General features: G+C 74.2%; 14 protein-coding genes. 8 read left to right on the top strand and 6 right to left on the bottom strand.

All coding sequences use genetic code 11. The features are described from left to right. Positions 1-71: 71 nt before the first annotated feature. Positions 72-290 (bottom strand): MbtH family protein, encoded by a 219-nt coding sequence (locus ACZ3IL_RS20720; RefSeq protein ID WP_467391966.1) that lies wholly within the window; start codon positions 288-290, stop codon positions 72-74. A 975-nt stretch (positions 291-1,265) separates the two neighbouring features. On the opposite strand from ACZ3IL_RS20720, the gene ACZ3IL_RS20715 reads away from it, so the two are divergent. The 3 genes from ACZ3IL_RS20715 (at position 1,266) to ACZ3IL_RS20705 (ending at position 2,950) form a co-directional block, all read left to right on the top strand. Continuing rightward, entirely contained in the window at positions 1,266-1,580 is a 315-nt protein-coding gene (locus tag ACZ3IL_RS20715; RefSeq protein WP_467391964.1) for a hypothetical protein, read from the top strand. 105 nt (positions 1,581-1,685) lie between these two features. Next, complete coding sequence (locus ACZ3IL_RS20710; protein ID WP_467392061.1) at positions 1,686-2,024, top strand: STAS domain-containing protein; 339 nt, start codon at positions 1,686-1,688, stop codon at positions 2,022-2,024. Beyond that, positions 2,021-2,950: an anti-sigma factor RsbA family regulatory protein gene (locus ACZ3IL_RS20705; RefSeq protein WP_467391962.1), complete on the top strand. Its 930-nt coding sequence runs from the start codon at positions 2,021-2,023 to the stop codon at positions 2,948-2,950. Before ACZ3IL_RS20710 ends, ACZ3IL_RS20705 begins: the two co-directional genes overlap by 4 nt. Before the next feature lie 176 nt (positions 2,951-3,126). On the opposite strand, the gene ACZ3IL_RS20700 is transcribed toward ACZ3IL_RS20705, so the two are convergent. Then, positions 3,127-4,341: a phospholipase D-like domain-containing protein gene (locus ACZ3IL_RS20700; RefSeq protein ID WP_467391959.1), complete on the bottom strand. Its 1,215-nt coding sequence runs from the start codon at positions 4,339-4,341 to the stop codon at positions 3,127-3,129. Positions 4,342-4,656: 315 nt separating this feature from the next. Between ACZ3IL_RS20700 and ACZ3IL_RS20695 the strand changes: the two genes are divergently transcribed. Beyond that, on the top strand, positions 4,657-5,079 hold the full coding sequence (locus ACZ3IL_RS20695) for an SsgA family sporulation/cell division regulator (protein ID WP_467391957.1): 423 nt from the start codon (positions 4,657-4,659) through the stop codon (positions 5,077-5,079). Between the two features lie 184 nt (positions 5,080-5,263). Here the strand turns inward: ACZ3IL_RS20695 and ACZ3IL_RS20690 are convergent, their stop codons facing one another. The 3 genes from ACZ3IL_RS20690 to ACZ3IL_RS20680 form a co-directional block, all read right to left on the bottom strand. Continuing rightward, a complete protein-coding gene (locus ACZ3IL_RS20690; RefSeq protein WP_467391956.1) occupies positions 5,264-5,410 on the bottom strand; it encodes a hypothetical protein in 147 nt (48 codons plus the stop codon). Between the two features lie 36 nt (positions 5,411-5,446). Further along, complete coding sequence (locus tag ACZ3IL_RS20685; RefSeq protein WP_467391954.1) at positions 5,447-5,797, bottom strand: PRC-barrel domain containing protein; 351 nt, start codon at positions 5,795-5,797, stop codon at positions 5,447-5,449. A 108-nt stretch (positions 5,798-5,905) separates the two neighbouring features. Beyond that, positions 5,906-7,390, bottom strand: a complete 1,485-nt coding sequence (locus ACZ3IL_RS20680) for a serine/threonine-protein kinase (protein ID WP_467391952.1) — start codon at positions 7,388-7,390, stop codon at positions 5,906-5,908. A 333-nt stretch (positions 7,391-7,723) separates the two neighbouring features. Between ACZ3IL_RS20680 and ACZ3IL_RS20675 the strand changes: the two genes are divergently transcribed. Together ACZ3IL_RS20675 and ACZ3IL_RS20670 are read left to right on the top strand one after the other, a co-directional pair. Further along, a complete protein-coding gene (locus ACZ3IL_RS20675; RefSeq protein WP_467391950.1) occupies positions 7,724-8,131 on the top strand; it encodes a VOC family protein in 408 nt (135 codons plus the stop codon). Positions 8,132-8,184: 53 nt separating this feature from the next. Then, positions 8,185-8,433 (top strand): hypothetical protein, encoded by a 249-nt coding sequence (locus ACZ3IL_RS20670; RefSeq protein WP_467391948.1) that lies wholly within the window; start codon positions 8,185-8,187, stop codon positions 8,431-8,433. Between the two features lie 175 nt (positions 8,434-8,608). Here the strand turns inward: ACZ3IL_RS20670 and ACZ3IL_RS20665 are convergent, their stop codons facing one another. Next, positions 8,609-9,994 carry a cytochrome P450 gene (locus ACZ3IL_RS20665; protein ID WP_467391946.1) on the bottom strand — a complete coding sequence of 462 codons (1,386 nt, stop codon included), beginning with the start codon at positions 9,992-9,994 and terminating at the stop codon, positions 8,609-8,611. 213 nt (positions 9,995-10,207) lie between these two features. Here ACZ3IL_RS20665 and ACZ3IL_RS20660 point away from each other — a divergent pair, with 213 nt between their 5' ends. Beyond that, positions 10,208-11,104, top strand: coding sequence for an NAD-dependent protein deacetylase (locus tag ACZ3IL_RS20660; RefSeq protein ID WP_467391944.1), 897 nt, complete (start codon positions 10,208-10,210; stop codon positions 11,102-11,104). Between the two features lie 138 nt (positions 11,105-11,242). Next, on the top strand, positions 11,243-11,770 hold the full coding sequence (locus ACZ3IL_RS20655) for an NUDIX hydrolase family protein (RefSeq protein ID WP_467392059.1): 528 nt from the start codon (positions 11,243-11,245) through the stop codon (positions 11,768-11,770). Positions 11,771-11,851 lie beyond the last annotated feature (81 nt).

Below are 11,851 nucleotides of genomic sequence, written 5' to 3'. Positions count from 1 at the left end.
ACGAAACCGGCGCCCGGATCACGGGGCACCCCGCCCGACCTGCGCGGAAACCCCCGTGACCCGTGGCCGTGTCAGCCGGTGCCGGCCTCCATCGCCGCCACCAGACTGGCGGGGCGCATGTCGGTCCAGACGCTCTCGATCCGCTCCAGACACTCCTGGCGCGACCCCTCGGTCCCCTCGCGTTCCCAGCCTCCGGGGACGTCGAGGTGCGCGGGCCAGAGGGAGTACTGGGCCTCGTGGTTCACCAGGACGACGAAGCGTCCCGACTCGTCATCGAAGGGGTTGCTCACGTTCCCACCCGTTCTCGGTTCTTTGTTCCTGTCGCTTTTCACACGCGGTTCACCCGGACGCTCCGGGAGGCGGAACGGTTTTTTCACGAACGCTCGGAGCATGTGCCGCCACTCCCGGAGGAGTGCCATTCCGATCGTGGACGCCGGCGATCAGCCCTGCCTCCGGACCGGCGCGACGAGCGCCTCCCGGCCAAGACTTCCCCCCGAAACCGAACTCACGCCAATCACATTAAAGGATTCGGCTCGTTCAGGTATGCGGACCGCGTCGTTACTCGCCGGTAATTCGTCGGCAGGGTGAGACGGGAAGAGTCCCGGGCATATGCCACCACCCGAACCCTGCCTCATAAGCGACCATCAAATGCCCGATTCAACCCCTTTTGGCAATCTATTACCGTCTGCTTTTCGGCTACCCATCCCGCGCGCCCACATTTTCTCCACTCCGCGCTCTCATGAGCGCGCCGCGCTCCCATGCGCCGGGTATGCGCCCCGCCCGGCAGGCAACCTCACGCCACGGAAAGCGGTCCCGGCCGACCGTTCCGGGCCGCGCGGACGGCCGGCCGGCGGCCCTCCGGGACCCGGCCGCGCCCCGCCGCCCCTCCCCGGGTGGCCGGAAGCCGCCCCCTGCGGTGCCCGGTCCCGGTCCCGGCGCGCCGGGCAGGCGTCGGGCGTCCGATCCCGGGCAGGAGGGGGCCATGAAGATACTGATCGTCCTGGTGGTCATCGGCCTCGTCGCGGCCTGGTACACGAGTTCGCGGAGAAGGCGGTGAGCGGGCGCACGGGGCGAGCCGCCGGGCACCCGCGCGGGCGTCCGGCGGCCCTCATGGCGGTCCCGCCCGCCCGTGCCCCTTCGGACGCGGGCGTCCGGCGGCACCCCGACGGGACCGCGCGGGACGGCCGCACGGATGTCAGACCCTGCTCGTAGCGTCGTTCGTGAGGGTCCGGAGCGGCCGGGCCGCGGCTTCACGGGAGCAGAGCATGGGTGAGATCACGGTCCGCGCCGAGGACATGGACCGCCTCCTGAAGGACAGTTCGAGCTCGTACTCCGTCCCGTACCAGCGGGCTTTCGGCGCGATAGCCCTCACCCACCGGGGCCGGGACGCCGCCGAGATCGTGCCGCTGCTGCGCGCGGCCGCCGACGCCGCGTTCCTGGGGTTCACGGGCGCGGACCTCGCCGAGCAGGCCGAGGCGATCAGCGCCGGCCGCCCCTATTCCCTGCGCGTCACCGTCCGCCGGTCCGCGACGGCCCCCGGACCGGGGGAGGCCCGCCGACGGGGGCGCGTGCCGCGTTAGACTCCACTGCCGGAAGGACTGTCCTTCCCCGGTGCGGGGCCGAGATGAACGCGTCTCCCGGCTGACGGACGTCGAAGGAGTTCGAGCGTGGATGCCCCGCATGCGGTGGGCGTGCCCGGCCCGGCGGTGTCCGGGCACGTCGCTTTGGAGGTGAGCCCGTTGCCCGGTCGCCCTGGGATACGAGCCAGCGGTGAGATCAGCGAGGCCACCCGTCCCGCTTGGGAGGAAGCCTTGTCCGAACTGGCCCGTCGGCACGTGGACGTGTCGTACGTGGAACTGGCGGACGTGGCGTTCGTGGACGTCGCGGGGGTGACGGCGCTCGCGGTCACCGCCATGACCCTGCCCGACGGCCGGGTGGTGGTGGAGGACCCGCCACCGCAACTGCCGCGGGTCCTCGAGATGTTCTGGCCCGACCAGTGCCGGGTCGAGGTGGCGTCGCGATGAGTACGGTGACCACCGACGAGATGTTCGAGCATCCGGCGCTGTTCTACACCTCCGCGCGGGAGTACACCGAGCAGACCGTGGCGTTCGTGCGCCGGGGACTGGCCGCCGGCGAGCCGGTGGCGGTGGCCGTTCCCGGACCCAACCTGGAGCTGATCCGGGAGGGACTGGGCCAGGACGCCGAGGGTCTGGTGATGCTGGACATGACGGAGGCCGGGCGCAATCCGGGCCGGATCATCCCCGGTGTGCTCAAGCGGTTCGCCGACGCCCACCCGGAGGGGCGGGTGCGGATCATCGGGGAGCCGATCTGGGCGGGCCGCAGCGCGGTGGAGTACCCGGCCTGCGCGCAGCACGAGGCACTGATCAACCCGGCCTTCGAGGGCCGCGCGGTGACGATCCTGTGCCCGTACGACGCGTCCCGGCTGGACGAGACGGTCCTTGCCGAAGCACGCGCCACCCATCCCACCGTCATCTCGGGCGGCCGTGAGGAGGCCAGCGGCGCGTACGACTGGGAGGCGGTCGTCTCCCGGCACAACGAGGCGCTGCCGCCGTTCTCCGGGGCGGAGGTCTTCCCCTACGGAGCCGAGGAGCTTCCGGCGGCCCGCCGTTTCGCCGTCGAACGGGCCGCGCGGCTGGGCATCTCCGGGGAACGGCTGCAGGACGCGGAACTGGCGGTCGCGGAGCTGACGACGAACAGCGTCGTGCACGGCGGCGGACACGGGACGCTGGCGGTCTGGAGCGAGGACGGCCGGGCCGTCTTCGAGGTCCGTGACGCCGGACTCCTGACCGATCCGCTGGCCGGCCGCAGGCCGCCGCGGCGGGGACAGCTCGGCGGTCGGGGCCTGATGCTGGTCCACTACGTCTCGGACCTGGTGCGCGTGCACACCGGGGACGGGGGCACGACCGTGCGTTTCTACCTCGGTCTGTGAAAGGGGCCGGGGGGCGGCCCTGAGCCGCGGTCACCCGGCCGGCCGCCCCGCGACGCCGGACCGGCCGCCGCCGGCCGGGCGGGCGGGAGGACGGCCCCGGCGGAAAGCGGCCTCCACGGAGGGGCCCGCCCGGCGCCGGTGCCCGGCCCGGTGCCGACGGACCGTCCGGGCGGCCGTCACAGATAGCGGCGGATCGGCTGGACGGCGAGCTCCCGGGCGCGCTGCAGCGTGGAGCGCCTCTTCCAGCGTCCGGCCCGGATCAGCCGGCTGGCCTCGACGTCTGCGTCGAAGTGGGCGTCCAGGGTCGCGGTGAACTCCTCGTCCAGGACCGCGAGCATGACCTCTTCGTCGTGGTCGAGGGAGCGCCGGTTGAAATTGGTCGATCCGACGAGGGCCGCGGTGCGGTCCACGGTGATGACCTTGGCGTGCATCATGGTCGGCTGGTACTGGTGGATCTTCACGCCGCAGGCGAGCAGGTCCTCGTAGAAGTGCTGTCCGGCGAGCTGGCAGACCCGCTTGTCGGTGTGCGGCCCGGGCAGCAGGATCTCCACCTCCACCCCGCGCCGCGCGGCGGCGCACAGCAGCTCGATGAAGTAGGCGTCCGGGGAGAAGTATGCGGTGGCCAGCCGGAACCGCTCCTCGGCCGACTCGATCATGACCCGGATCAGGGTCTGCATGTCCTGCCAGCCGAAGCTGGCCGAACCGCGCACCACCTGCACCACCGCGTTCCCCCGGGGGCGGTGGCTCGTGAACCGGTCGCGGTCGTCGAAGAGCTCGTCGTGGCACTCGGCCCAGTTCTGCGCGAACGCCGCCGCGATGCCGTCCACGGCGGGACCGAACACCTTGACGTGCGTGTCCCGCCACTCACGGGGGTTGCGGGCGTCGCCGCACCACTCCTCGGCGATGCCCACGCCGCCGGTGAAGGCCACCTGCTCGTCCACGACCAGCACCTTGCGGTGGCAGCGGTGGTTCTGCTTGAGCGGCGACAGGTACAGCGGCTTGCGGAACCAGGCCACCTGGACGCCCGACCGCTCCATCTCCGTCAGCAGGTCCTTGTCGATCAGCCGGCTGCCGAAGCCGTCGAGGAGCAGCCGCACCCGGATGCCGGCCCGGGCCCGCTCCGCGAGCGTCCGGGCGAACTCGCGGGCGATGTCGCCCTTCCAGTACACGAAGGTCATCATGTCCACCGTGTGCTCGGCGGAGCGGATGCTCTCCAGCATGGCCGGGAAGATCTCGTCCCCGTTGCGCAGCGGGACCAGGGCGTTGCCCTCGGTGGCGGCGATGCCGATCAGGCGCTCCAGGCGGCGGCGTATGCGCACCGCGTGTTCGGCGGTGGATCTGCCGCCCTCCTCACGGTCCGCGGACCCGGATATGTCCTCTGTGCCGGTCACCTTTCTCCCCTTTCGAGCCTGTGACGAGGGAGCGTGTCGGTCCACGCGCACCCGGTCCGGTGCGACCGCCCTCATGAGGTGCACCGGGGAATGTAACCCCGATGGGGCCGGAGACTCACTCCCGGGCCGGGTGGCGGAGTGAGCACCGTCACACACCCGGAAGGGGGGATTCCTCGCCAAGGGTTGACGATTTCCATGAATCCCCCGCATCTTCCTCCCCGCAACCGCACTCTTCCGGGGTGTGATTCCGGTCCAGGGGGTAGCCGAACCGGAAAGCGCCGCCGTCCCGGGGCGGTGCCCGAAGCTGGAGCACCCATGCCCCGAGCCGGTTCGCCCGTACCGCCGCCCTGCCGCGAGATCAAGTGGAACACCACGGCCCGCCTGATCACCGACGCCTGCCACGTCCCCCTCGGTGCCACCGCGCGCTACCGGTCCCGCTCGCCCTTCACCGTCGAGCTCGCCCTCCACACCCCGTCGGGCGACGTGGTCTGGAGGCTGGACCGCGACATGCTCCTCGCCGGCACCGAGGCCCCCACCGGCATCGGCGAGGTGCACATCCGCCCCGCCCCCTACGAGCAGGTCGTGCTGCGCCTGGGGGAGCCTTCCCACGCCGCCCTGATCAGCCTCGACCGCGGCCATGTGCTGCGCTGGGTGAACACCTCGCACAGCATGGTCCCCGTCGGTACCGAGGGCCTCCACATCGACTGGCAGCCGTTCCTCGACGTCCTCGCCGGCTGACCCGTCCGGGCGGCCCCTCGCGGGTGCGCCCGTTCCCGGAAGCGGCGCGCCGCCGTCCTGGAGTGCCCACGGCGGACGCCGGTGACCGGGGGCGGTCCGCGACGTCCGGAAGACGCCGTCGGCCCGCTCGCGGTCACCGGCGTCCGCCGGTCCCGTCGGGGTGCCGCCCGGTGCGGCGCCCCCCTCAGTGGCGCCTCCTCAGCCTGGCGAGGAGACCGCGGGCCTGCGCCCGCTTCCGGGGGTCGGCGGCGGCGCGCCGTACCGACGCGACGGCCCGCTGTCCCTGGGGGCTGCGGGCGAAACTCCTGATGCGGTTCAGCAGTGCGGACACGGGACCTCCTGTACTCGTACGTCGTCTGGACGGTGCCTACCGGAAGAACGCCAGGTAGTAGTCCGTGAGGGTCATGCGGTGGTGCCCGTCCGTGTCGGCCTCCTCGGGCACGAACTCCGGAGCGTTCTTGATCTGTTCCCTGGTGCGGCCGACGAAGACCGTCCCGGCCGCCGGGTCCACGGCGGTGACGATGCCGGCCGGTATCACGACGTGCCTGCCGAGGATCCACGGTCCGGTGTCCACGACCAGGTGCCCCCGGCCGACCTCTGCCGAGTGCTTGTCGACCTTTCCGATGCCGCCGTCCGTGGCCTCGACCGCGTATCCGGTCAGATCCGTGCCGGCCGCGTGGGACGTGGTTTCGGAGAAGGACCAGATGTCGGGGTGCATGCCTGTCCACTTCCTTTCTGCCGGGACGGCCGTGACGCGCCTCCCGTGCCGTTCTCCTGCGTGTTGCCCGACGCGGCCCGTTCACACGGCCGTCCGGGCGGTCCGTCGTCAGTTCCCGCGGTTCTTCGCCGGCTGTCCGGCCCCGGCGGGCCGGCCGGACCCGTCGCGCGCGTGACCCCGGGCCGCCCCCTCCCCCGGAGCGCCGTGCCCGCCCCGGGCGGCGGGGACGGCCTTCGCGGGCCCGCCGGTCGCCGGGCCGGGCCGGGCGGTGGATTTCCCGTCGGCGGATTTCCCGGTGGAGGGAGAGGGGTCCGCCTGCGCACGGGACGCGGGGACCGGGGCCGCCGGTGGCGGGGTCGGGTCCCGGCGGGTCGCCGCCGTGCCCGCGGCGGGTTCCGTCCGCGGGCGCGGGGAGCCGGAGGCGCGTTCGGGCCGGGGCCCGGTGGTGCGGTCCGTCCGGGAGGCCGGGGGCTCGGCGACCGTCTGCCGCGGCATCCGGGACGCCTCTCCCCCGCCGGCGACCGTCGGTCCGCCGATCGAGCCGGTCAGCGCGGCTCCGAGCACGGCCAGCGTCGCACCGGCGGCGAGGGCGCGGCCGGGACGGCGGGGAGCGGAGGGGGAAGGGAGGCCGTCCGCCGGCCCGTGGCCCCCGCTCTGTACCGTCACGGGCGCCCGCCCGTCCGGTGGCGCCGCGGATGTCCGTCCGCCGCCGTCCGCCCGGGCCGCTTCCGGGAGTCCGGGGCCGTGAGGGGGCGGCGCGGGCGGCCCTCCGTCCCGCAGGGCGGTCAGCGTCCGGAAGCAGGTCTCGGCGTCGGGGCGGCCGGTCTCGTCCGCGTCCGTCATGGCCTCCACCAGCTCGGCGAGGCCGGCGGGGAGCCCCGGGGGGACGACCGGGGGCCGGTGCAGCCGCGCCAGCGCGGCCTCCAGGGGCGCGCCCGCGTATTCCAGCTCGCCCTTCAGGGATTCCAGGAGCACCAGTCCGAGGCCGTAGACGTCCGCGGCCGGACCCGCTCCCCTGCCCAGCACCTGTTCCGGCGCCAAGTACGCGGCGGTCCCCACGAGGGGACCGGTCTCCGCGCGGGTGGTGTCGAGGGACCGGGAGATGCCGAAGTCGGCCAGGTGCGGGGTGTCCGCCTCGTCCAGGAGGATGTTCGACGGTTTGACGTCGCGGTGCACGACGCCGGCCGCATGCACGTGGGCCAGTGCCGAGGCGAGGACCGCTCCGGTCCTGACCGTCTCGCGGGGCGGCAGGGGGCCCTCGGCGATCCGCCGGCGCAGGGTGGTCCCCCTGACCAGCTGCATCACCAGGTAGGGCCGTTCCTCCTCCAGGCCGGAGTCGTACACGGTCACCAGGCCCGGGTGCCGCATCCTGGCCAGCAGCCGGCCCTCGCTCCCGAAGCGCTCCCGCGTCCGGGGGTCGCCGTCCGGCCGGAAGAGCTTGACCGCCACCGGCCGCCGCAGCCGCAGGTCCAGGCCCTCGTACACATCGGCCGCGCCGCCGCGCCCCAGGAGGTCGTCGAGCCGGTACCGGCCGGCGACCGCGTGGGCCGTGAGCCGGAGATCCGGTCGGGCCGACCACGAACGGATCTTCATCGGTGCTCCCTGTGTCCCGTCGTCGCCTTCGCCGTCCGCCCGTCCACGTACACCGGCTTCCGCGCTCCGGTCGCGTGCGCGGGTCCCCCGCGCCGTCGCGCCTTCCGTACGGGCCGGCCACGGACTCCCGTGTCCGGGCACGGGACTACGCGTGCCCCCTTCGCCCCGGAACATCCGCGCGAGTCTCCCCGGAACATCCGCGCGCGAGCGGGACGTTCCGGCGGGGCGCTCGCCGGGGCACGCGCTCCCGCACGGTCCGCGCGCGCCGACTCCCTTCGCGCACAAGCCCGTTGAGGCGCGTCTGCGAGCCCGCCGACGGGGCACACGTACCGCATGACCGTTCCCAAGACCGGTGTCCTCGTCCTCGACAGCACCGACCCCGAGCCCCTCGCCCGCTTCTACGCCGCCCTCCTCGACGCCACCGTCGAGCCGAGCGGAGGCGATCCCGACCTGCTGCTGCTCTCCGGCGCCGCCGGCGTCGTCCTGGGCATCCGCCGCGACCCCGGCCAGGCACCGCCGAGCTGGCCCCGGCCGGACGACTCCCAGCAGGCCCACCTGCTCATCCTCGTGGCCCCCGACGCCCTCGACGAGGCCGAACGGGAAGCCGTCTCCCTGGGCGCGCGCCCCGTGTCCGCCGACCAGAACGGCAGCCGGCTCGACCGGCGCACCGACACCCGCCGCTACACCGACCCGGCCGGCCACGCCTTCGTGCTCGCCCCCGCGCGGGACGTTTCGGCGTGACGCCCGGGGGCAGCCGCCCCACGCGCCCGCCCGCGGCGCGAAGGAGGACGATCATGAGCCATCACGAGCGCCGGCGCACCCTCCCGGCGGACGGCCCGCCGCGGACCACGCCCCCGGAGTCCGTCGGCGAGAGCGGTGACGTCGAGGCGCGCCGGGAGGCGGAAGCGGCGGGGGAGCGCCGCGGCGGGACCGCCGGCGACGAGGGCGGCATGGACGCCAAGCGCCGCGCCCCGGGCCCGGGCCGCGAGGAGCAGCGCCGTCCGCACGGCCGGAGGGGCGAGGCGGAGGCCGGGGAGGACTGACCGGCCCCCGCACGGCCGGCGGCCCGTACGGCGCCGGCGCGTACGGCCGCTCCCCCGGGCCGGCTCCCCGGGCGCGATGATGCCGCGCCGGCTCCGGCTCCCCGGGCGCGAGGGGCACCGGACACCCCGTGGTCACGTCCCCACCGGGCCGGCGGGGACGCCGGTCCCGGGACCGTCACCCCACCGGCCGCGCCGCCCTGGGGATCAGCCGGCAGCGGGCCGGGCCCGCCGCCTGGAGGGTGATCGCCGAGGTGACGGGCACCTCGGTGTCGACGGCCTCGAAGCCGTGGCGCTGGAGGATCATCGCCAGGGCGATCACCGACTCCAGCATCGAGAAGTGCTGGCCGATGCAGGCGCGCGGACCGCCGCCGAAGGGGAACCAGGCGTACCGGGGGCGGGCGGCCTCCGCCTCGGGCGTGAAGCGGTCGGGGTCGAAGCGCTCCGGGTCCTCCCAGTACTCCGGGTGCCGGTGGGTGACCCAGGGGGAGACGATGACGTCCGCGCCCGCCGGGATGACGACACCCCCCACCTCGGTGGCGGCGACGGCGCGGCGGCCGATGACGGGAGCCGCCGGGAAGAGGCGCATGGCCTCCTTGAGGACCCGGGTGACGTAGGGCAGCGCGTCGAGGTCGGCGGCGCCGGGCGTACGGCCCCCGAGGACCCGGTCGACCTCTTCCCGTGCCCGCTCCTGCGCCTCCGGGTGGAGGGCGAGCAGGTGGAGGGCGAAGCCGAGGGACGTGGCGGTGGTCTCGTGCCCGGCGAGCAGGAAGACGAGGACCTGTTCGCGCAGCTCGGTGGCGTCGAAGCTGCCGTCCTCGGCGCTGCCGGCCCCCACGAGGAGGGCGAGGAGGTCGTCGTCCGCGTCCGGGGCGCGGCCGGAGTCCCGGCGCCCGGCGATGATCCGGTCGCAGACCTCGTACAGCGCCCGGTGGACGGCGGCGGCGCGGCGGTTGCCGGGGGTGGGCCAGTCGCGGGGGACGTTGACCGGGGAGTAGCCGCGCCGCAGCACGTAGGCGCCGAGCTCGGGGAAGCTCTTCTCGACGATCTCCACGGCCTCGTCGACGTCCGTGCCGAAGAGGATGCGGGCGACGGCGCGCAGGGCGAGCCGGGCCATCTCCTGGAGGACGTCGACGGTTCCGGCGCCGCCGTCCCGCCACTCCCCGGTGAGGACGTCGACCTCGGCGGCGACGGCCGCGGCGTAGCCGTCGACGCGGCGGCGGGTGAACAGGGGCTGGACGAGGCGGCGCTGGCGGAGGTAGTCCTCGTCCTGGCTGGTGAGGAGGCCGTTGCCGAAGGACTCCCGGATCTCCTGGTAGAAGACGTTGTCCTTGCGGAAGTTGGCCGATTCGCCGGCCAGGACCCGCTGCGCCCCCTCGGCGGAGAAGACGCCGTAGACGGTGGTGCGGATGCCGGGCGGCCCCGCGGTGATCCGTACGACGTCCCCGTGTTCGCGCCGGGCGCGCAGGAAGGTTCCCAGGGAGTCCTTCTTGAGGTCGAACATCGAACCGAGCAGCGGGAATCCCGCGAGTTCGGGTGCTTCGGCACCGGTGGTGATCGCCATGGAAGACTCCCCCTCGTTCGTCGTCTGCGGACCGATTCTCCCCCCGGGAGGTGACTCGCGGGTAGGGATGTTCCGCACGTGTTCCGCGCCGGGCCCCGACCGCCGGCCGTCAGCGGGGCCGGAAGGCCCGTCCCGCCGGCGGCCCGGCCCCGGGGGTACGGCCCCGACGGCGTCCCCCGGCGGGGGCCGGGAGCGTTCCGTACCCTGGGCGGCATGCGCATGCGTCCCACTCTGAGCTGGACCCCCACCGAGGACCTGCCGCCGGCCACCACGGACCTGCGGCCGGTCGCCGACGCCCTGGGCGCCGGCGGCGTGCTGGTGCTCAGCGGGGCGGGCATCTCCACGGAGTCGGGCATCCCCGACTACCGGGGCGAGGGCGGGAGCCTGAGCCGGCACACCCCGATGACGTACCAGGACTTCACCGGCAGCGCCCGGGCCCGGCGCCGGTACTGGGCGCGCAGCCACCTCGGCTGGCGCACCTTCGGCCGGGCGCTGCCCAACGCGGGGCACCGGTCCGTGGCCGCCTTCGGACGGCACGGCCTGCTCACGGGTGTCATCACCCAGAACGTCGACGGTCTGCACCAGGCCGCCGGCAGCGGGGAGGTCGTGGAACTCCACGGGAGCCTGGGCCGGGTCGTCTGCCTCTCCTGCGGCGCCCTCCGGCCGCGCCGTGAACTCGCCGAACGGCTGGAGGAGGCCAATCCGGGCTTCGAGCCGGTGGCCGCGGGCATCAACCCGGACGGCGACGCCGACCTGACCGACGAACAGGTCGGGGACTTCCGCGTGGTGCCCTGCGCGATCTGCGGCGGCGTCCTCAAACCGGACGTGGTGTTCTTCGGCGAGGCCGTCCCGCCGCGCCGGGTGGAGCACTGCCGCGAGCTGGTCCGGGAGGCGGACTCGCTGCTGGTCCTGGGGTCCTCGCTGACCGTGATGTCCGGGCTCCGGTTCGTCCGGCAGGCGGCCCAGGCCGGGAAGCCCGTGCTGATCGTCAACCGGGACCCGACGCGGGGCGACCGGTACGCCCTCACCCGGGTCGCGCTCCCCCTGGGGGCGGCCCTCACCACCGTGGCCGGTCTGCTGGGCGTTCCCGTCGAGGGCACCGCGGGGTAACCCGTGCGGGTGATCCTCCGTCCCCGTGGAGCGGCGCGTGCCGCGGGAACGGCGGGAGGGAGCGGGGCGGCCACCCGGCACACACATGTTCTCTGGGCCGAAGCACCCCCGGGAAAGTATGATCAAGCGATGTCTGACATGACCGAGACCACGCCCGGCTGGCTGTCCACGGACGAACTGGACAGCGCCAGGGCCCGGATGCCGATCCTGTACGTCGAGGCCGTGCCCGTCCGGGTGGACGACAGCGGTGAAGTCACCAGCATCGGACTGCTCCTGCGGATCGGCGCGGACGGCACGATCAGCCGCACCCTCGTGTCCGGGCGTGTCATGCACCACGAGCGGGTCCGCGACGCGCTCCTCCGTCACCTGGAGAAGGACCTCGGGCCGGTGGCCCTGCCCCGTGTCCCCGCCTCCCTGCAGCCCTTCACCGTCGCCGAGTACTTCCCCACGGCCGGCATCACCCCGTACCACGACCCGCGCCAGCACGCGGTGGCCCTCGCGTACATCGTGCCGGTGACCGGCGACTGCCGTCCCCGTCAGGACGCGCTCGACCTCGTCTGGTTCAGCCCGCAGGAAGCGGCCTCCCCGGCCGTGCAGAACGAGATGCCGGGCGGACGGGGCATGCTGCTCAAGCAGGCCCTCGCACACGTGGGCCACACCTACTGAGGACTCCCCGCACGGACGGGCGTTCACCCGAACGGGTGGAACGCGTCCGGGGTCCCGGCGGCCGGGGGCGTCACGCGCCCG

It is taken from the genome of Streptomyces sp. NPDC014907, assembly GCF_055562975.1.
This window is presented reverse-complemented; position numbering and strand designations above follow the sequence as displayed.

Bases quoted from the DNA above. Each gene is read 5' to 3' on its own strand.
- ACZ3IL_RS20715 (WP_467391964.1), top strand. From the start codon at position 1,266: ATGGGTGAGATCACGGTCCGCGCCGAGGACATGGACCGCCTCCTGAAG.
- ACZ3IL_RS20705 (WP_467391962.1), top strand. From the start codon at position 2,021: ATGAGTACGGTGACCACCGACGAGATGTTCGAGCATCCGGCGCTGTTC.
- ACZ3IL_RS20695 (WP_467391957.1), top strand. From the start codon at position 4,657: ATGCCCCGAGCCGGTTCGCCCGTACCGCCGCCCTGCCGCGAGATCAAG.
- ACZ3IL_RS20685 (WP_467391954.1), bottom strand. From the start codon at position 5,797: ATGCACCCCGACATCTGGTCCTTCTCCGAAACCACGTCCCACGCGGCC.
- ACZ3IL_RS20680 (WP_467391952.1), bottom strand. From the start codon at position 7,390: ATGAAGATCCGTTCGTGGTCGGCCCGACCGGATCTCCGGCTCACGGCC.
- ACZ3IL_RS20675 (WP_467391950.1), top strand. From the start codon at position 7,724: ATGACCGTTCCCAAGACCGGTGTCCTCGTCCTCGACAGCACCGACCCC.
- ACZ3IL_RS20670 (WP_467391948.1), top strand. From the start codon at position 8,185: ATGAGCCATCACGAGCGCCGGCGCACCCTCCCGGCGGACGGCCCGCCG.
- ACZ3IL_RS20665 (WP_467391946.1), bottom strand. From the start codon at position 9,994: ATGGCGATCACCACCGGTGCCGAAGCACCCGAACTCGCGGGATTCCCG.
- ACZ3IL_RS20660 (WP_467391944.1), top strand. From the start codon at position 10,208: ATGCGCATGCGTCCCACTCTGAGCTGGACCCCCACCGAGGACCTGCCG.
- ACZ3IL_RS20655 (WP_467392059.1), top strand. From the start codon at position 11,243: ATGACCGAGACCACGCCCGGCTGGCTGTCCACGGACGAACTGGACAGC.